Genomic DNA, 18517 nt, shown 5'->3' on the forward strand with positions numbered 1-18517 from the left:
CTCAGTTCTCTGCTCCCTCGTCACCCGCGCCCGTCCTCCAGGGACGGCACATTCCCACGAAGCAGCCGAGCGCCACCAGCGCTGCGGCCAGTTGGACGACGGCCATCGGGACGGCGGTGTGCTCCCCGGCGATCCCGACCAGCGGGGAGGCCAGGGCCCCTATGAGGAAGGACGACGTACCGAGAAGGGCGGACGCCGATCCGGCGGAGTGCCGGGTACGCAGCAGGGCGAGCGTCTGGGCGTTGGGCAGGGTGATGCCCATCGCCGACATCAGTACGAACAGCACCGCGGCGACGGGAGCGAGTCCGACCTCGCCGAAGACGCCGGACGCCATCAGCAGCAGGGCCGTCGCGGCCAGGACGACGACCGCGAGGCCGACGGTCAGGACCTTGTCCAGGCGCACCCGGCCGACCAGCACCTTGCCGTTGAGCTGGCCGAGGACGACCAGTCCGACCGAGTTCAGTCCGAACAGCAGGCTGAAGGTCTGCGGGGAGGCGCCGTAGATCTCCTGGATGACGAAGGGGGAGGCGGAGATGTAGGCGAACAGCGCGGCGAAGGCGAAGCCACCGGTGAGGAGGTAGCCGGTGAAGGGCGCGTCGGCGAGCAGCCGCCGCATCGAACGCAGGGCCTCCCCGACACCGCCGGAGTGCCGGTCGCCCGGGGCGAGGGTCTCCGGGAGCCGCGCCCACACCAGCCCGGCCAGCGCCACGCCCACCACGGCCAGGACGACGAACACACCCCGCCAGTCCGTCACCCGCAGGACCTGCCCGCCGATGAGGGGCGCCACGATCGGGGCGACGCCGGAGATCAGCATGAGATTGGAGAAGAAGCGGGCCATCGCCACACCGTCGTACAGATCGCGTACGACGGCCCGCGCGATGACGATCCCGGCCGCGCCCCCGAGGCCCTGCGCCAGCCGGAAGGCGACCAGGGACTCGACGCTCGGGGCGAGCGCGCACAGCACGGTCGCGAGGACGTACACGGCGAGACCGGCCAGCAAGGGGCGCCGACGGCCCCACTTGTCGCTCATCGGCCCCACCACCAGCTGCCCCAGGGCCATACCGGCCAGGCAGGCGGTGAGCGTCAGCTGCACGGTGGCCGCGGGCGCGTGCAGGGCCCGGGTGACCTCGGGCAGCGCCGGGAGGTACATGTCCATCGCCAGCGGGGGCGTGGCGGTCAGTCCGCCGAGGACGAAGGTGACCAGCAGGCCGGTACCGCGAGCGGCACGGGCCGAGGGTCCGGCCTTCGTGTCTGCGGTGCCCGGCTCAAGCCCCCCGCAGGCGTTCGTCGTCGACGCCTCGGCCGCGGGCAGGCGCCCGTCCCGGTGTCCCTCCCTGGCCTCGGGCATGTGCCCCTCCCTCTCCGAGTGATCCGCCCCCTATGCTCTCAGCTCGTACGGAAGTCTCGTACGAAGTGCCGATGGTCACATGAGCGAGGGCGGGAGAGGCCGGGATGACGGCGGAGAGCGTGCGGTGGGGAATCCTGGCGACCGGCGGCATCGCGGCCGCGTTCACGGCGGACCTGGTCGACCTGCCGGACGCCGAGGTCGTGGCGGTGGCCTCACGGCGCGAGGACACGGCGAACGCGTTCGCGGAACGGTTCGGGATCCCGCGGGCGTACGGCGACTGGGAGTCGCTCGCGCGGGACGAGAACGTCGACGTGGTGTACGTCGCCGGCCCGCACTCGACGCACCGGGCGGCCGCCGGACTCTGCCTGGCGAACGGGCGGAACGTGCTGTGCGAGAAGCCGTTCACGCTCAACGTGCGCGAGGCCGGGGAACTGGTCGCGCTGTCGCGGGAGCACGACCGCTTCCTGATGGAAGCGATGTGGATGTACTGCAACCCCGTCATCCGGCGCCTGAAGGCACTGGTCGAGGACGGTGCCGTCGGTGAGCTGCGCACGGTCCAGGCCGACTTCGGCCTCGCCGGCCCCTTCCCGCCCTCGCACCGGCTGCGCGACCCGGCCCAGGGCGGTGGCGCCCTGCTCGACCTCGGCGTCTACCCGGTCTCCTTCGCCCAGCTCCTGCTCGGCGAGCCCACCGACGTCACCGCGCGGGCGGTCCTGTCCGACGAGGGCGTCGACCTCCAGACGGGCGCGCTGCTCTCCTGGGACGGCGGCGCGCTCGCGTCGGTGCACTGCTCCATCATCGGCGGCACCTCCACCACGGCCTACGTCACCGGCTCGCACGGCCGCATCGACATCCCGAACGGCTTCTTCCACCCCGACCGCTTCGTCCTGCACCGCGACGGCAAGGAGCCGGAGGAGTTCCTGGCGGACCCGGCCGACGGCCCCCGCAACAGCTTCCGGCACGAGGCCCGTGAGGTCATGCGCGCACTGCGGGCCGGGGAGACCGAGTCCCCGCTGGTCCCACTGGACGGCACCCTCGCGGTGATGCGCACGCTCGACGCGATACGGGACCGCATCGGCGTCCGCTACCCCGGCGAGGACACCACGGCGGAGCTGACACCGGCTTGAGCCCTGGGGGGCGCCCTTGGGGTCGCCCGTGGGTCGCCTTTTCGCAATCGGCGGTCCCGTACGCTGCGGCTCCATGAACGCCAACGGAACCGTGGAACAGTCGGGCAGGCAGTCGAGGATCGCGGTGGTGACCGGCGCCGGCTCCGGCATCGGACGTGCGGTGGCCGTGGAGTTGCTGCGCACGGGCTGGTCGGTGGCGCTCGCCGGGCGGCGCCTCGCACTCCTGGAGGAGACGGCGGCACTGGCACCCGAGGCCGCCTCGCTCCCCGTACGCGCCGACGTGTCACAACCGGACGACGTGGCCGCGCTGTTCACCGCCGTGCGGGAACGCTTCGGGCGGCTGGACCTGCTGTTCAACAACGCGGGGACGTTCGGACCGGGCGGGGTGCCGGTCGAGGAACTGCCCTACGACGCCTGGCGGCACGTGGTGGACACCAACCTCAACGGGGCGTTCCTGTGCGCGCAGGCGGCGTACCGGCAGATGAAGGAGCAGGCTCCGCAGGGCGGCCGGATCATCAACAACGGCTCGATCTCGGCCCACACGCCCCGCCCGCACTCGGTCGCCTACACCGCCACCAAGCACGCCCTGACCGGCCTGACCAAGTCACTGTCCCTGGACGGGAGGCCGTACCGCATCGCCGTCGGGCAGATCGACATCGGCAACGCGGCCACCGAGATGACCGCGCGGATGGAGACGGGCGCGTTGCAGGCCAACGGCGAGATCGCGCCGGAGCCCGTGATGGACGTCGCCGATGTGGCCCGCACGGTCCGGCACATGGCGGAGCTGCCGTTGGAGGCGAACGTGCAGTTCGCGACGGTACTGGCGACGGCCATGCCGTTCGTGGGTCGCGGCTGAGGAAACCGACCTCTCGATTTACACAAACGGAATGCCATCTTCCGTAGCAGTCCCGCCGGTCGCGGGCATATGCTCATCACTCCTCCATCAGAACTTCACACTTGGAACACGGCGGTTCCGAGTACCGAACCGGGGGGGGAGGAGGCAGTCGTTCCACGGTCCGGAAGGGGGTGGACCTCGCGTGGGACCGCGGGGTGCGCACCGGGCCGCGGAACGGCTGCCACCAATGGGCGCTACCGGCCGATTATGCGCTCGACGTCGGCCAGCTGATCCGCCGTGAGCGGCCCCTTCTCGATCGCCCTCGCGTTCTCCTCGGCCTGCGCGACCGACCGGAAGCCCGGGATCGGCACGGTCCGCGGACTGCGCGCCCACAGCCAGGCGAGCGCGCCCTGGGCGAGCGTACGGCCGCCGCTGGTCAGGACGTCCCGGAGCGCGTCGACACGGGCGAGCCATTCCGGATCGGCCCCCGACCCGGCACCGAACCCCTGGAGCCAGGCCGGCGGCCGGCTGCGGATGTCCCCCTCCTGAAGGGTGGCGCGCCCCGCGTGCTGCTTGCCGGTGAGCAACCCCATGGCCAGCGGACTCCGGTTGATACTGGCGAGCCCGCGCTCCTCGCACAACGCCAGCATGCCCGGCGCGTCCTGCAGCACGTTGAGGGCGTGCTGTACGGCCGCACAATGCTCCCCCTCCGCGAACACGGCGGCCCGCTCCGGATCGTCGGTGCTCCAGGCGTACGCCCGTATCAGCCCCTCGCGTACCAACTCCTCGCAGGTGTCGCGCAGCCGGGCCGCCTGCTCGGGGTGAGCGTCGGAGAGGTGCAGCTGATAGAGGTCGACGTAGTCGGTGCCGAGACGGTCGAGGGACGCGATGAGGGCGCTGCGGGCATGCTCCGGGGAGGCGTCCTGGCCGGTCAGGGTACGGGTGCCCTCGTCGAAGAGGTTGCCCCACTTGGTGGCGACGACGACATCGGCCCGCCGCTTGCCCAGCGCCCGGCCCAGCACGCGCTCGCTGCGTCCGGTGCCGTAGACGTCCGCGGTGTCGAAGAAGGTGACACCGAGGTCGAGGGCGCGGTGTACGGCCCGTACGGACTCCTCGTCGTCGACCTTCCCCCACCCGAGGGGCTGCCCGTCGAGGTCCTGCCACTCTCCGCCGATGGCCCAGCAGCCGAAGCCGAGGGGGCTGACGGGGATGGCGGTGCGGCCGAGTGTCCGGGTGGGCTGTGCGGTCTGTGCGGTCTGTGCGGTCTCACTGTGTTCCATGTGGGAGGACGCTAGGAGTTGAAGCGCACTTCAAGACAAGGAGTCGTGCGAGTTCTTTTCCCGCGCCCCGCCACCCGAACGGCGGTCAGGGCGCGCCCGGTGGGTGTGGACGGTGCGACGGTGGAAAGGCGGGAGGGGACCTGTTCCCGCTGACGCCACAGGAGTGACCGTGACCGCATACGACCGACGTGATCTGGGCCTGCTGCTGCTCCGACTGGCTACGGGCGGGGTGCTGGCCGCGCACGGCGCGCAGAAGCTGCTGGGCTGGTTCGGCGGACACGGCATCGAGGGGACGGGCCATTTCATGGAGTCCGTCGGCTACAAGCCCGGCAAGGCGAGCGCGACGGCCGCCGGCCTGGCCGAGGCAGGCGGCGGCACCCTCCTGGCGCTGGGCCTGGCCACCCCGGCGGCGGGCGCGGCGGCGGCCGGTGCGATGGCGGGCGCGGCCACCGTGCACGTACCGAACGGCTTCTTCGCCCAGGAGGGCGGCTACGAGTACGCGGCATCGCTCGGCATCGCCGCGACCGGCCTGGCCATCACCGGCCCCGGCCGCCTCTCCCTCGACCACGCGTTCAAGCACGTCTTCGACCGGGGCTGGATGGTCCCGGCGGCGCTCGGGGTGACGGCGGCGGCGACGGCGCTGGTGGTGGGGGCGCGGACGAAGAGGATGCGGCAGGAGAAGGAAGGCGAGCAGGAGGCGCTGTTCGAGTAACGGCCGCGGCACTGTTCGAGTAGCGGCCGCGGCGTTGCCCGGGGACCGCCCCGAGGTGGCAGGGTGCGTCCATGACTGCTGCTGAGGACACCTGCCAGGCCCTGGACCTCTGGCCCACCGTCGACGCCCTCTGGACCTGGCTGGAGTCGACCCAACCGCACGACGGCCGCGAGGGCCTGCTCCTGCGCATCCTGAAACTGTCCGAGGAGGCCGGCGAGGTCGCCGAGGCGGTGATCGGCGCGACGGGCCAGAACCCGCGCAAGGGCACGTCCCACACCTGGGAGGACGTCCAGTCCGAACTCTGCGACGTCGTGATCACCGCGCTGGTCGCCCTGCGCACGCTGACACCGGAGGCGAGGGAGGTGTTCCACCGCCACCTGGCCGGGGTGGCGCGACGCTCACTGGGAGAGACGGTGCCCGGCCAAGGGCGGGGTTGATTTTCCTGTGACTCCGGGGGGGGGAGGTCAGTCCTGCTTGGGCGCGGCCTGCTGCACGACCTCGAAGGACCACAGGGTGGCGTCGGTGGCGGCAGGCTTGGGCCGCTCACCCTCACCGCCCTGGCCACCGCCGTGCGCGGCCTGCGCCCGCCCGGACATCCACGCCTGGAAGTCCTCCTCGCTCCGCCAGCGCGTGTACACGAGGTACTGGTCGGTCCCCTCCACCGGCCGCAACAACTCGAACCACTCGAACCCGTCCGACCCCTCCACGGCGCCGGCCCGCGCGGCGAACCGCTTCTCGAGGGTCTCGCGCTGCTCTTCAGGGACGGTGAGGACGTTGATCTTCACGATGCTCATGGGTTCATTGTTCCGCGTGCGGGGCCATGGGGCCCCAGCAGGGCATACGAGTGCGTCCGGCGCGCTGACGGGGCCCCATCGCGGCGGTAAGCAACCCACAACCGGCCACCGCTCGGCGTGCTTGTGCTCGGTCTCCCGGCGCTCGGCTTCGGCCTGCGCCAGCTCCTCCGCCCAGAGGGAGTTCGGCGTGGGCGAACATGCCCTCTTGAAGCAGCGTAAGCGTGGCCCGGTAGGGCGGTTCACGCGCGGTTGAAGACGTCGAGTGGGCCGTAAGCAGTCGGATTGCTGTTGGCCAGTTCAGGGTGGGTGCCCACGCGGTCCCGGAGGATGCCGACGGTGTCGGGCCACACGGTAAAGGGCCCTCCGTCGCCGACGAGGATGCGGTCCCAGTCCTGTGAGGCCGAAACGCCGGCTCGGTCGATGACGAATCCGCGGCAGTCGGCAGCATCCTGATCGAGCGTGCGCACCAGTGCCGCGACCGCCTCCTCACGGTCGGGCGCTGGGACGTCGGTGAGGCGCAGCGTGATGCTCTGCGTCGTCTCGTCCGTGCGTCGCACGATGCCCGTCAGGGACTGGTCGTAGCCCTTCCAGCAGGTGAACTCGGCCTTCGAGTATCGATCGTCGGCCAAGACAGCGGCCAGGGCTGCGCCATCACCCATCAGCGGCTCACGGTCTCCGACCGGCGTCTCGCGGAACCCGAAGAGGGCATGGGTCAGCGGGTGCACGGCGTTGAGCCCGGCCTCCGCCAGATGCGTGAGGAGCTGATGCGCACGCGCGCTGTCCAGCTTCTGCACGTACCAAGTGAAGAAGCCCGCAGCCTTGGACGGGGCCGCAGTGGGGGCACTGTCCGGGAACTCCTCCTGGAAAATGTGCCTGGCCTGTTCCTCGGGCACGACAGGGACCGTGTAGTTGTTGGTCCGGATGTGGTCCAGGAACTCGGGCGGCAGGGCAACGTGGTGACGACGCACGTAGTGCTCAAGATCGACGGGCCAGAGCCAGGTGCCGTCCGTCACCAGGGATCCGGAGCCGGCGATCCACTCTTCGCCGGTGAGGACGTCGCGCTCGGCGCCCATCGTGGTGTAGATCTCCAGGGCCGATCCCAGGTAGGCGAGGATGCGGTCCTCGTCCCAGGGCCCACTGTCCTGTACGGCATCTCGCAGCGACGGCGCATCGTCTGCCGTGGTGACCTGGCCGCCGATCTCCCGATAGAAGCCCGCTCGCTTGATCATTTCCACTCCTGTGAGCCTGCCGCTAATGGGCCATGGGCAGGTAGGTGCGCCAGTAGCCATTGTTGCCGATGGTGGGGGTCTGGTTGAGGCCGAGTTGGGGGGACGTTCCCACCTTGCTCGTGGGCGCCGTCACCGGCACGCCGAGCTCGTTGGCGACGGACTGCGCGAGGGGCAGCTCGGGCGGTCTCGCGTCGGCGCCGGAGTAGCAGGAGATGAGGCGCACCGGTTCACCGTGGTAGTTGGGATTGCTGCGGATGGCGTCCGCGATGTGGTTGGGGTGCACTTCGAAGTCCGTGAGGGTCTTCCCCGCGGCATTGATGCGGCCGGGGACGAAGACTCCCTCGTCCGTGCCGTGAACGACCACGTCGTGTACGCCGGGGACCCGGGCGACCCGTTGCAGGTTGTTCAGGGTGCGTTCGTCGTACCCCACGGTGGTCGTGTTCTTGCCGAAGTAGACCGGGTCGCCCGAGACCAACTCATAATCGCCGGCCCGCGCCGGTGCGGCGGGAATCTTCGAGTCGGGAGACTGGATCAGCTTCCACGTACGGGACTTGCCCATCTCGTCGAGGGCCGCGCTGTTCAGCCGGAAGCCGTTGAACAGGCTCTCCATTCCGCCGTTCTCGGCGACGATCCGGGCTGTACTCCCCCCTGCTCCAAAGGCGCCGCCGAACTCCATACCGTAGAGGGCGGAGTCGCTCACCTCGTCGAGGCTGAGGCCCTGGCTCTCGCCGGTGGCCATGGCCACGGGCTGGGTGACGGCGAGGTCGACGGTGATCGACTCGAGTCCACCGATGGCGGCCGTGGCGAGGGTGGTGCCGGCGATGGTGGCGATCTCGGTGGACACGGTCACGCCGAGCGTCGCGGACAGCTCCAGAATCGAGGCGGTGGCGGCTGCCGCGGCGCCCTCGGAGATGCCGAGCGTGAAGACCGCAAGGGCGGTGCCGGCGACGATGGTGGCGCCGACGATCTCCAGCTCGTGTTCCAGATGCTTGACGGCCTTGTGGACGACGTCGGCGTACTGGTCGAGGGCCTTGGCCATGTCGCGGGCGCCATCGATCATGTCCTTGAGCCAGCCGTGGCCGTCGTAGTAGTAGCGGCGCCAGAACGGGTCGTCGAAGGCCGATATCGCCTCGCCCTGGTTGTGCTCGATGATGCCGCGCGCCGACTTGTTCGCGGCGGCCGCCACCTCTTCCAGGTCGTCGGCGAAGTCCCGCCAGGCCTTGGCCGCGTCGCGCAGACCGCCTTCGTCGGCATCCGGCCACCACATGCCGGTCAGGTCCTGGACGATCTCTTTGGCCTTGTCGGCCGCGCTCACCGCGTGCTCCCGTCGCCGTCGTGCGGGGCGGGCCGGACCTTGCTGAACATCGAGCGGACGAGCAGTTCATTGTCGATGTGGCCGTCGGCCATGTCGGTCATGGCCGCTTCGATGCTGGCCAGGCCGAGCGCGAGAATCCCGGCGGCGGCCTCCATCTTCTTGACGTGCGGGCCGTAGCACGCGTGGAACTTCTGCCCCTGTTCGTCGTCACCCCACGGCGAACCGGCCGCCGCCAGACCGGACTTGAGCTTGGTCAGCGCCTTGGCCAGGTCGGAGCTGTGCGTATGGAAATGCGGGGCCGTCGCCTTCAGGTCGGCGATCTTGATGTCGAGTATCCTGCCGTCGCTGTGGTCGCCCATGGCGTCTTCCGCTCCCCCTGAGTCGCTGATCGGCCCGAAGACGGTAGTTCACCGAGCCGGTTTGCTGTCGCGATCCCGATCAAGGGGCGGCAAAGTTCCGATCAAGGCAGGCAAAGGATGAGGGCTGGGCTGCCTGTATGCGCCGGCCTGGTTCCGTCGACGTGACGGCGCAGCTGCGTACTGGGAGACCGACGACGCCCAGGCCTACGAGCGCGGCTTCACGAACAATCTGGACGAGGCAAGGAACGCACTGCGCTGATGACCAGCCCTTCCGACGTAGACGACGACCGCGGTTGCCTCCGTCTGGCCCTCGCTGTACCGCTCGCCCTGCTCACGCTCATCGCCGCGTACTTCTGCTGGACGGCACTGACGATCACTCCGTCCGGTACCTGGGACGACGACGCGTACGCCGGGATCGTCCTGTCATGCGTCCTCACCATCGCGTCCGCCGGGGCCGCGGCGGCATTGTGGGTGGTGCCTTCGGTGCGGAGAGCGATGCTGTGGTGGTGGATACTTCCGGCTCTGTTGTTGGGCGTAGTTGCGGGAGCGCGATGGGTTGTGGGTGGTTGAGCCCACCGCCACCGTCGCGTGCAGCGACGCGCGGCACATGGATGACTGACTTGGCCTGGCATGGCGTGCGTTGCGTATTCCGGCACCGTACTCGGGCTGTACGCCGGGTTTTGCCCCACTCAGGGAGTGATCACGGCCTGAGCTGCATGTCTACGGGTACCCGGTGACGTCGGTTCGACCGGCGAGGCGATCACCGATGGCATCGGGCGCCTGGTCGCACCTCAAGAGCTGGTACAAGACCCACACCCCGCTCACGCCCTACCAGGGGTGAGGGAAACACGGCAGGAACAGATGATCTTCGAACTGTCTCGCGACGACCTCGCGCAGACCTTCGGCGCCGATGTCAGGCAGGTCCCCCACGCAGCAGCGCAGGCTGCCGGATTCAGCGGCGAAGCTGCCCCTGCCGTCCGCGAACTGATGGCGCTGGCCCCGCTCATGGCTCCGAGCGGCCCCGTAGCCTTGAGCGTGTGCATTCCGCATCTCGCATATATCGGCGGTTCTGCCGCCTCCCAGCACTAATCCAGGGACTCGTCTGGGGCGTCTTCTTCCTGGCCCTGCTCAGTACGGGGTGGGCAATGTGGAACGGAGGCACCAGCGGTCAGTCAGGGTCACCGGGCGGGAAGAGTTCGCCCAGCGTCTACGACCAGGCGCGTTCGACCACAAAGACCGTGCTGGCCCGCAACCAGATCTGGCTAGAGATCCCGGGCGCCGGACAGGGGACCGTACAGGACACACTGCTCAAGAACTGCAAGGTCATCGTTCACCGGATCATGGCGGGCGGAAAGGCGCCCACGGGTTTCTACTCGGCTCCCGAGGAGTGGTATCACGGCTGCACCGACGCCTTGGCCGAGTGGTTCGCCAAGCGGGACCAGTAGCCGCCACGCCTGGGCGGCGAAGCGGCCAACTTCCACGCAGGGAAGGCGAGCGGGTGCGGCAGCTCCTGTGCGTAGCCGCTGGCCTTCCGCCCCGAGCCGCGAACCCCTGCCCAACCCAGTAGCCTTTCCCGAACCCTTTAGTTTCTCGACGGCCTCCTCACGCAGCCAGTGACGGGGGTTCGGTGGCGCCGCTGACGCGCTGGGCGCGCTGCTCCCGGCGGTACTCGGCCTCGGCCTGGGCGGTCCTCGGCGGTGGCCTCCGCCTCCTCCCGCTTCAACTCCAGCGACTCCACGGCCTCGCTGTAGGCGTAGTTCGGCGCCTGGCAGCGGTTCCTCCCGCTGCCAGGCGCCGACGCATTCCACGGCGTGGGAGAGGATGCCGCGCAGCACCCAGGCCCTGGAGCGGGCGCCGCCCCGGTAGGCGTACTCCAAGCCGGACTGCCAGCCGTCCAGCAGGTCCAGGGTCTGGTACAGGCGGGCGACCCTCTCGCCGCGCATGCGGCATAGGCTTCCAGGCGGGGGCCTGGCAGTTCGGGCACTTGTGCCGCTCGACCAGGGCGGCCGGATCATCAACTGTCATGTCTCAGAGGCGAAATAAGTGGGGTAGACACCGACGAACGCACCTATGACTGCCGAAGGTCCTTGATCCATGCCAGGGCCCTAGGCACGGCCCTCCAGGAGCCCATGGGTTCATGCTTCCGCTATCGGCGGTGCCGGGCATCCCGGGCGGCACGGCCCTGACGTATCCCCGCCGTAACTGCCCTGTCTGTGCCGGGCTGGCCGGCTGGTCTCCTGTACCGGCTCCATGCTGCTGGCCCCGCTGGGCGGGGAACAGCCAGTGCTGTTCGACCCCGAGGACCAGGCGGCGCCGGCCGCCGCGCAGCTCGGCTTGTTTCAGCGGCGACTGACCGGCTCGGCAACTCCGCTCCTACAACCGTCCCGCCCTACTCCCTGCGGCTGGAGCCGCCCCGAAGGAGTATCACTCCATGAGCACGCGCGAACTCAACGTCATTTGCGACGCCTGCAAAGTACCCGTTGGCGACGAGGAGGGGTACGTCTGGATCGACTACGGAGAGATCAATCGATTCGAGACCGCATTCCGTATCTGTGAAGAGGAGACCGGAACCGAGGTCGTCCCTGGCAGGCAGGTTCGCAGCCTCTTGGACGTATGCAACGGCCCGAAGAAGGTTCGCTGGCAGGCCCACCACAAGACGTGTGACCCGGATGTTGAGGCCAGTTCCTACACGATCGAGGCGTCTACGTGAGCTCGGCGAACCACCGCTCCACCGTTCAGCCAGGACGAACTCGTGCCTGTGAAGCAGGTGGAAACGGGGGTACACCAGCGGCCACTGCTTGATAGCGGGCGTCTTGTGGGTGACGTACGTAGCCCCGAAAGGGGTACGGCCCGGGGGCATGTCCACGGCATAAGCCCTGGACATGCCCCCGACGAGAGACGAGTCGGGCTGTACGCCGGGTTCTGTCACCCGACCGCCTCGCGGCGGCCGGGGAGACGGCCATCCATCTAGGGCCGGTGTTGCCACCGGCCTCGTGCGGTCTACCCGCGGACTCGGGCGGGCAGCCCTCGAACGTCCGCGCAGGGCCGCGTTTTACGGCGGCCCCTCTTGACCTTGCTCCGGGTGGGGTTTACCTAGCTGCCCAGGTCGCCCTGGGCACTGGTGGTCTCTTACACCACCGTTTCACCCTTACCCAGCACCTGAGTGCTGGGCGGTTTGCTTTCTGTGGCACTGTCCCGCGGGTCACCCCGGGTGGCCGTTAGCCACCACCCTGCCCTGTGGAGCCCGGACGTTCCTCGGGAAGCCCCCTAGGGGGACTCCACGCGGCCGTCCGCCCGGCTCGTCTGCCGTGTCGACCATGTTACCGGGCCGCTGGAGGGCTTTCGGACGGGTCCCGCCGTCGCCAGGACCGAGCCCGCCAGGATCAGGGTGAAGGCGACCGCGATGCCGACGGTCAGCGGTTCGTCCAGGAACAGTGCGCCCGCCGCCACCGCCACCGCCGGATTGACGTACGTGAAGACCGTCGCCCGCGTCGGACCGACCTCCTTGATCAGCTCCAGGAAGGCGACGAAGGCGAGCGCCGTGCAGATCACGCCCAGGCCGATGAGGGCGGTCAGGACCGAGGGGGAAGGGAGGGTGGGCGGCCAGGTCGCCACCGCGGAAGGCGTGTAGACCAGCGCCGCCAGCGCCAGGCACGGTGCCGTCAGCTGGAGTGTGGGGACGTCCTTCAGGTAGCGGGCCGCGATCAAGGGTGCTGTCGCGTAGCCCAGCACCGTCAGCAGCACCTCGCCCAGGGAACGGGCATCTCCGCCCGTCAGGTGCGGGACGGTCAGGACAGCCACGCCCGCCAGGCCCAGCGCCAGTCCCGTCCCCCGCCGTACGCCCAGCCGTTCCGTGTCGCCAAAGAAGCGGGCCAGGACTATGCCGACGATCGGGACGCCCGCGATCAGGAGGCCGGCCGTGGAGCTGGAGAGGTGGCGTTCGGCGTCGGTGAGGGTGAACCAGGGGCCGACGATCTCGATGCACGCGAAGGCCAGCATGGGCAGCCAGTGCGAGCGGACCGTTCGGATCAGGCCGCCCTGGCGTATCGCGAACGGGAGCAGGAGCGCGGCGCCGAGGGCACAGCGCGTGAACACCACCATGGACGGGGAGAGCGGGGCGTCCACCGCCACCTTGATCAGCAGGTAGGGGATGCCCCAGATCACGCCCATGAGGGAGAAGAGGAACCAGCCGCGTGCAGTCATGCGGCGATTTTCCGGCGGGTCACACGATCGCGTCTTGAACGCTGTTGCGGTACGCCGCCGGTGTCACGCCGAGGACCCGGCGGAACCAGCGGGTGAGGTGTGCCTGGTCCGCGAAGCCGACGAGGGTCGCCGCCTCCGCCGGGCGCAGGCCGGCTTCCAGCAGGCCTCGGGCGCGGTTGACGCGGTACTGGGCCAGCCAGGCGTACGGCGGTACGCCCATCGTCGTGCGGAAGGCCCGTAGGAGTTGGTAGCGGGACAGGCCCAGGTCGGCGGCGAGGGTCGCGAGGGACGGCGGGGCGAGGAGTTCGCCGGCGAGGCGGTCGCGGACGGTGTGGGCGATGAGCGGGGCGCCGGGGATCTTGTCGTCGGCCGCGCGGGCCGTGGAGTGTCGGCGGGCCAGGGCCGTGAGCAGCCAGGGGAGGCGGGACTCGGCCTCCAGCGGGTCGGGGCAGACTCTGAGCTCGATGTGGGCCAGGCGCAACGCCGCAGCCAGCTGGGGGTCGTCGAGGAGGGGGTCGCGGAAGTGTGGGGGGCTGTCACCGTGCAGGGTGCCGTCGGTGAGGAGGGTGGGCTCGGCGTAGAGGGCGCGGTAGGCGTAGCCGTCGGTGGGGGTGGCGGGGCCGCCCGTGTGCATCTCGCCCGGCTCCAGTACGACGATCGCGCCCGGGCCCGACTGGATGCGGCCGCCCCGGTAGTCGATGAACTCCGTGCCGGCCACGCAGACGCCGATGGAGAACTCGTCGTGGGTGTGCGGGGCGTAGACGTGCTTGTCGAAGCAGGCGGTGAGCATGTCGAGCGGGGGGCCGCAACGACCGAGCCTCGCCCTGGTCCACAGCGCCTGCTCCCGTGCACTCACTTCGCCCACCTCCTTCCGGCTCACAGGGGATCAGAGGAAGTCGGACGTGTCCAGGTCGAAGGCGAAGGGCTCGGGGAGGGGGAGCGGCTTACCGAAGGGCAGGGTGCAGTGCGCGCGGTAGTCAGTTCCCTCCGGGCTGCTGAACAGCGTGACCGAGGCGGCTTCACGGTCGACGAGCAGATAGAGGGGGATACCGCCGCCGGCGTAGCAGCGGCGCTTGGCCTCGCGGTCTGCCCGGGGCTTGGTGGAGGTCACCTCCAGTACCATGGCGACACCGTCGCAGGGCATCCAAGATCCGGCGCTCCCGAAAAGGTCGAGCTCCAGGGGACCGAAGGTGACATCCGGGATCACGCGGTTCGTCGGGCAGGCATCCCGTCTCTGGAGCTTCAGCCCCTTGTTCCCGGACACGTCCATGTCGATCCGGGACAGCTTGATCACTTGCCGGACGATGCGGCTGATGTACTTCTCGTGCTCCCCGTCCGGCGGCGGCGTCACGACGATCTCCCCCTCGACAAGCTCCGCCCGGAAACCTTCCGGGGTGTCCAGGGCGAGGAACCCCTCAAGCAGGACCTCTGCCTGCGTGAGTGGTTCATGGGCCATGGCAGTCATGTCACGCCCCTCCTTCGGTCGCTCGCCAGACTGGGACATCGGTTGATCACCTGTCCGTGACATCGGGAACCGTTCCCTCGATCGTGGCACAGGATCACAGCCGTCGTCAGGAAGCTCCGAGCGGTCCGCTTGACCCTGCCGCGACGTCAACCTCTCTACTGGTCCCATGCGGATCGGAGAACTCGCCGCGGCTGTCGGGGTGACCACGCGGGCTGTGCGGCATTACCACCATGTGGGGCTGTTGCCGGAGCCGGAGAGGCGGGCGAACGGGTATCGGGAATACACGTTGCGGCATGCCGTCGTGCTGGCGCGGATCAGGCGGCTGGCCGAGTTGGGGCTGGGACTGGCGGAGATCAGGGACGTGCTCGCGGACGACGCGGGGAAGGACCTCGTCGAGGTGCTGACCGAGCTGGACGCGGATCTCGCGCGGCAGGAGGCGGGGATACGGGAGCGACGGGAGCGGCTGCGGGTGCTGCTGGAGGCGGAGGAGCTGCCCGCCGAGGGGCCCGTCTCGGCGGAGTTGGCCGCGGTGTTCGCGGGGGTGGCCCATGTGTCCGACTCGCCCATGGCCGCCAAGGACCGCGAGATCCTCGCCCTGATCGACACCGCCGCGCCTCCGGAGGAGAGGGAGCGCATGACGAGCATGCTGAGCGGCGCCTTCGGGACGCCGGAGGCGGTGGCTCGGGCGCTGGAGGCGTACGCGCTGCTCGACGCGCTCGCGGACGCCGAGCCCGATGATCCCCGGGTGACGGAAGCCGCCTCGGTCCTGGCCTCGATCATTCCCCGGGACATGCTCCCGGCGCATGGCATCGACCACGACCATTCCTTCCTGCGGGCCCTGTACGCCGACTTCGCTCCGGCTCAGGCGGAGGCGCTCCGCCGGACGATACGGATACTCACGGAGGGGACGCCATGAGGGTCGCGAACGTACTCCTCCGGCATGAGCTCCGGCTGTTCGGCAGCCTGGCGCTGTGGGTGGGCCGGCGGCGGCACGGGGTCGGTGCGGGACGGGGGTTCGGGTATGCGCGGGGGCAGGGGGCGGTGATGTTCGGGTTCGCGTTCGTGTGCGTGGTCGAGACGTTCACCATGTCCGTGTTGCTGCGGGAGTGGCCGGCCGCGCACATGGCCATGCTGCTCCTCGACCTGTACACCGTGCTGTTCGTGGTCGGTCTGTACGCGGCCTGGGTGGTCCGTCCGCACGTTCTCGACGACGGTGTGCTGAGGATTCGGCATGGCGTGCACGTCGACGTGCGCGTACCCCTCGGGCACGTGGTCTCCGTACGGCGTGAGCTGCGCCTGAGTCACGAGCGCACCGACGGTGAGCTCGATGTCGCCATCGGCTCGCAGACCTCCCTCGCTCTCGAACTCGCCGAGCCGGTCACCCACGTCACCTTCCTCGGGCGGCGGCGGGAGGTGAGCCTCGTACGGTTCCACGCCGACGACCCGGACGACCTCGTGCGGGCTCTGGACCAGGCCCTCACGCGGGTGCGAAGCGGACCGTCGCCGTGGTCGGGTCTGTCGGGTCGGCGCGGGTGAGGCGGACCGGGAGGCGCTCGCCGAGGGGGAGGTGGTCACCGTCGATGCGGCCGATGACCGCGGGGGACTCCAGTTGGACGGTTCCGACGGTGGGGCGGCGCTCCTCCACGTCCACCACGCAGCCGTCGAAGACCTCACCGACCCGGTCCCTGAGCAGCGCGGCCTCCACGATGTCGACGCAGGCCCGCTCGACGGCCGCCGCGCGCCGGCCGCCCTCGGCCATCTCGCCGGGGAGCGCGTCGAGGGCGGCGAGCACCCACTCGGGCGGCTCCCGACGGCTTCCGGCGGCGGCGAGGCAGATCTCGGTGGCGTAGCGGTCGGCGAGGCGGCTCAGGGGGGCCGTGCAATGGGTGTAGGGGGCGGCGACGGCCGCGTGCGTGGTGATGGGAGGGAGGCTGCCGTCGCGGAAGGCGGTGTAGCCGGCGCCGCGCAGCAGGGTGGTGCATTCCTGGAGGAAGGCGGCGTGGTCCGGACGGTGCGGGTCGAGGGAGCGGACCAGTCGGGCGTAAGAGACGTGGTGCGGCCAGTCGATGTGCAGGGCGCGCGCGGTGCGGCGCAGGCGGCCCACGGCCCCGTCGGGTGCGGCGGGCAGCGTGCGCAGGACGCCGGTGCCGTAGGCCAGCATCAGGTCGGCTGCCGCCATGCCGGTGAGCAGGGAGATCTGGGCGTTCCAGGTCTCGGCGGGGAGCGGCGCGCGGTAGGTGAGCTCGTACGCGCCGTCCCGCTCGACGATCTCCTGCTCGGGCACGTTCAGCGAGATGCCGCCCCGCTCCACCTCCAGCCGCTCCCGCGCCTGCCCGACCTCCTTGAGCAGTGACAGCGGCTCCTCGGCGGTCCCGTCGTCGATCTGGCGCTGTACGGCTTCGTGGTCGAGCCTGGCCCGGCTGCGGACGAGGGCCCGGCGGACGTCGACGGCGAGGGTACGGCCGTCGTCGTCGAGGTCGATCGTCCACAGCGCGGCGGGGCGGGCCAGGCCCGGCAGCAGGCTCGCGGCGCGGTCGCCGAGGACGGGCGGGTGCAGGGGCACCTTCTCGTCCGGGAAGTACAGGGTGGTCACCCGCCGGTGGGCCTCCGCGTCGAGGGCGCAGCCGGGTACGACGAAGGTGGCGACGTCGGCGATGGCGTACCGGACGCGGTAGCCGGTGCCCTGCCGGGCGAGGTACAGCGCCTGGTCTAGGTCTGTGGCGGTGGGCGGGTCGAGGGTGAAGAAGGGGATGTCGGTGGCGTCGTACGGCGGCGGGTCGGCGAGCCGTGCCGCGCGGTCCGCCTCGGCCAGGACCTCCGCCGGGAAGTCCTGCGGCACACCCAGTCGGACGCGCAGCGCGGTGAGGGCGGCCCGGAGGGGGGCTTCTGGGGCGCCGGTCACGCGGATGTGGCGGCGGGGCATGCAACGAGCGTAGGGCCGGGGGCGCGGAGCGGCACGCCGTACGCTGTCGCAGAGCTCGACCGGCCGGCCCGACCGCCGCAAACCGCGAGACCTGCTCCACCTGCTCCACCTGCTCAACCGAAGGAGATCCCCCGTGCTTGTCCTGCTGCCGCCGTCCGAAGGCAAGGCCTCGTCCGGTCGTGGCGCCCCGCTGAAGCTGGAGTCGCTGGTGCTGCCGGAGCTCACCGAGGCCCGCGAGGCCGTCCTGAGTGAGCTGGTCGAGCTGTGTGCGAGCGACGAGGAGAAGGCGCGCGAGGTTCTCGGCCTCAGCGAGGGGCTGCGCGGCGAGGTCGCGAAGAACACCGGGCTGCGCACGGCCGGCGCCCGGCCCGCCGGGGAGATCTACACCGGTGTGCTCTACGACGCCCTGGACCTGGCCTCCTTGGACGCCGCCGCGAAGAGGCGCGCGGCGCGGTCCCTGCTGGTGTTCTCGGGGCTGTGGGGTGCGGTCCGGGTGACGGACCGGATCCCGTCGTACCGCTGCTCGATGGGGGTGAGGCTGCCGGGGCTGGGGGCGCTGGGCGCGTACTGGCGGACGCCGATGGCGACCGCGCTCCCCGAGGCGGCGGGCGACGGGCTCGTGCTGGACCTGCGGTCGGCGGCGTACGCGGCGGCCTGGAAGCCGAAGGGTGAGGTCGCCGGGCGTACGGCCACCGTGCGGGTGCTGCACGCGCCGACCCGGAAGGTCGTCAGCCACTTCAACAAGGCGACCAAGGGGAAGATCGTCCGCAGTCTGCTGTCGGCCGGGATCGCGCCCAAGGGGCCGGTGGAGCTCGTCGAGGCCTTGCGCGGTCTGGGGTACGTGGTGGAGGTGGAGCCGCCCGTGAAGGCGGGGACGGCGTGGACGTTGGACGTGCTGGTGGACGAGGTGCACTGAGCACAGGGAGG

20 protein-coding genes, 1 other RNA gene and 1 pseudogene are annotated in these 18517 nt (G+C 70.4%); 11 read left to right on the forward strand and 11 right to left on the reverse strand.

Translation table 11 applies throughout. The features are described 5' to 3' along the window. Window position 1: 1 nt before the first annotated feature. Window positions 2-1348 carry a multidrug effflux MFS transporter gene (locus IG99_RS02760; protein ID WP_078947497.1) on the reverse strand — a complete coding sequence of 449 codons (1347 nt, stop codon included), beginning with the start codon at window positions 1346-1348 and terminating at the stop codon, window positions 2-4. 104 nt (window positions 1349-1452) lie between these two features. Between IG99_RS02760 and IG99_RS02765 the strand changes: the two genes are divergently transcribed. Continuing rightward, on the forward strand, window positions 1453-2475 hold the full coding sequence (locus IG99_RS02765) for a Gfo/Idh/MocA family protein (protein ID WP_037669227.1): 1023 nt from the start codon (window positions 1453-1455) through the stop codon (window positions 2473-2475). 73 nt (window positions 2476-2548) lie between these two features. Next, entirely contained in the window at window positions 2549-3331 is a 783-nt protein-coding gene (locus tag IG99_RS02770; RefSeq protein ID WP_051864847.1) for an SDR family oxidoreductase, read from the forward strand. 233 nt (window positions 3332-3564) lie between these two features. On the opposite strand, the gene IG99_RS02775 is transcribed toward IG99_RS02770, so the two are convergent. After that, the gene (locus IG99_RS02775; RefSeq protein WP_051864849.1) at window positions 3565-4590 is read right to left on the reverse strand and encodes an aldo/keto reductase; all 1026 of its coding nucleotides are present in this window, start codon (window positions 4588-4590) and stop codon (window positions 3565-3567) included. 169 nt (window positions 4591-4759) lie between these two features. On the opposite strand from IG99_RS02775, the gene IG99_RS02780 reads away from it, so the two are divergent. Together IG99_RS02780 and IG99_RS02785 are read left to right on the forward strand one after the other, a co-directional pair. Then, window positions 4760-5302, forward strand: a complete 543-nt coding sequence (locus tag IG99_RS02780; protein ID WP_037669231.1) for a DoxX family protein — start codon at window positions 4760-4762, stop codon at window positions 5300-5302. A 71-nt stretch (window positions 5303-5373) separates the two neighbouring features. Then, window positions 5374-5739: a MazG-like family protein gene (locus IG99_RS02785; RefSeq protein ID WP_037669234.1), complete on the forward strand. Its 366-nt coding sequence runs from the start codon at window positions 5374-5376 to the stop codon at window positions 5737-5739. 27 nt (window positions 5740-5766) lie between these two features. Here IG99_RS02785 and IG99_RS02790 read toward each other — a convergent pair whose 3' ends face one another. The 4 genes from IG99_RS02790 to IG99_RS02805 all read right to left on the reverse strand — a co-directional run bounded on the left by IG99_RS02790 (window position 5767) and on the right by IG99_RS02805 (window position 8999). Then, the gene (locus tag IG99_RS02790; RefSeq protein ID WP_037669236.1) at window positions 5767-6096 is read right to left on the reverse strand and encodes an antibiotic biosynthesis monooxygenase family protein; all 330 of its coding nucleotides are present in this window, start codon (window positions 6094-6096) and stop codon (window positions 5767-5769) included. A gap of 239 nt (window positions 6097-6335) precedes the next feature. Next, on the reverse strand, window positions 6336-7325 hold the full coding sequence (locus IG99_RS02795; protein WP_037669238.1) for a hypothetical protein: 990 nt from the start codon (window positions 7323-7325) through the stop codon (window positions 6336-6338). Between the two features lie 22 nt (window positions 7326-7347). Further along, window positions 7348-8640 carry a WXG100-like domain-containing protein gene (locus IG99_RS50035; RefSeq protein WP_234311734.1) on the reverse strand — a complete coding sequence of 431 codons (1293 nt, stop codon included), beginning with the start codon at window positions 8638-8640 and terminating at the stop codon, window positions 7348-7350. Continuing rightward, window positions 8637-8999: a WXG100 family type VII secretion target gene (locus tag IG99_RS02805; protein WP_037669240.1), complete on the reverse strand. Its 363-nt coding sequence runs from the start codon at window positions 8997-8999 to the stop codon at window positions 8637-8639. Before IG99_RS02805 ends, IG99_RS50035 begins: the two co-directional genes overlap by 4 nt. 258 nt (window positions 9000-9257) lie before the next feature. Here IG99_RS02805 and IG99_RS02810 point away from each other — a divergent pair, with 258 nt between their 5' ends. The 4 genes from IG99_RS02810 to IG99_RS02825 all read left to right on the forward strand — a co-directional run bounded on the left by IG99_RS02810 (window position 9258) and on the right by IG99_RS02825 (window position 11709). Continuing rightward, on the forward strand, window positions 9258-9569 hold the full coding sequence (locus IG99_RS02810; RefSeq protein WP_037669242.1) for a hypothetical protein: 312 nt from the start codon (window positions 9258-9260) through the stop codon (window positions 9567-9569). A gap of 291 nt (window positions 9570-9860) precedes the next feature. After that, the gene (locus IG99_RS02815; protein WP_037669244.1) at window positions 9861-10088 is read left to right on the forward strand and encodes a hypothetical protein; all 228 of its coding nucleotides are present in this window, start codon (window positions 9861-9863) and stop codon (window positions 10086-10088) included. A gap of 149 nt (window positions 10089-10237) precedes the next feature. Next, the gene (locus IG99_RS02820; RefSeq protein WP_037669246.1) at window positions 10238-10444 is read left to right on the forward strand and encodes a hypothetical protein; all 207 of its coding nucleotides are present in this window, start codon (window positions 10238-10240) and stop codon (window positions 10442-10444) included. 986 nt (window positions 10445-11430) lie between these two features. Further along, the gene (locus IG99_RS02825) at window positions 11431-11709 is read left to right on the forward strand and encodes a hypothetical protein (RefSeq protein WP_037669249.1); all 279 of its coding nucleotides are present in this window, start codon (window positions 11431-11433) and stop codon (window positions 11707-11709) included. 185 nt (window positions 11710-11894) lie between these two features. Here IG99_RS02825 and rnpB read toward each other — a convergent pair. The 4 genes and pseudogenes from rnpB to IG99_RS02840 form a co-directional block, all read right to left on the reverse strand. Then, an RNA gene (gene rnpB / locus IG99_RS44065) (RNase P RNA component class A) lies at window positions 11895-12301 on the reverse strand. A 118-nt stretch (window positions 12302-12419) separates the two neighbouring features. Further along, window positions 12420-13202 (reverse strand): annotated as a pseudogene (locus IG99_RS51900) (DMT family transporter); the annotation flags it as partial. Between the two features lie 19 nt (window positions 13203-13221). Next, window positions 13222-13992: an AraC family transcriptional regulator gene (locus IG99_RS02835; protein WP_051864851.1), complete on the reverse strand. Its 771-nt coding sequence runs from the start codon at window positions 13990-13992 to the stop codon at window positions 13222-13224. A gap of 96 nt (window positions 13993-14088) precedes the next feature. After that, complete coding sequence (locus tag IG99_RS02840; protein WP_199815439.1) at window positions 14089-14667, reverse strand: Uma2 family endonuclease; 579 nt, start codon at window positions 14665-14667, stop codon at window positions 14089-14091. 166 nt (window positions 14668-14833) lie between these two features. Between IG99_RS02840 and IG99_RS02845 the strand changes: the two genes are divergently transcribed. Both IG99_RS02845 and IG99_RS02850 read left to right on the forward strand, forming a co-directional pair. Then, a complete protein-coding gene (locus IG99_RS02845) occupies window positions 14834-15583 on the forward strand; it encodes a MerR family transcriptional regulator (protein ID WP_037669260.1) in 750 nt (249 codons plus the stop codon). Then, window positions 15580-16203, forward strand: coding sequence for a hypothetical protein (locus IG99_RS02850; RefSeq protein WP_037669261.1), 624 nt, complete (start codon window positions 15580-15582; stop codon window positions 16201-16203). Before IG99_RS02845 ends, IG99_RS02850 begins: the two co-directional genes overlap by 4 nt. Here IG99_RS02850 and IG99_RS02855 read toward each other — a convergent pair. Then, the gene (locus IG99_RS02855) at window positions 16145-17590 is read right to left on the reverse strand and encodes an RNB domain-containing ribonuclease (RefSeq protein WP_037669264.1); all 1446 of its coding nucleotides are present in this window, start codon (window positions 17588-17590) and stop codon (window positions 16145-16147) included. The genes IG99_RS02850 and IG99_RS02855 overlap by 59 nt on opposite strands. A 133-nt stretch (window positions 17591-17723) precedes the next feature. Between IG99_RS02855 and yaaA the strand changes: the two genes are divergently transcribed. Beyond that, the gene (gene yaaA / locus IG99_RS02860; protein ID WP_037669267.1) at window positions 17724-18506 is read left to right on the forward strand and encodes a peroxide stress protein YaaA; all 783 of its coding nucleotides are present in this window, start codon (window positions 17724-17726) and stop codon (window positions 18504-18506) included. Window positions 18507-18517 lie beyond the last annotated feature (11 nt).

This window comes from Streptomyces griseus subsp. griseus (assembly GCF_000720255.1).
GTDB classification, from domain to species: Bacteria; Actinomycetota; Actinomycetes; order Streptomycetales; family Streptomycetaceae; genus Streptomyces; species Streptomyces griseus_I.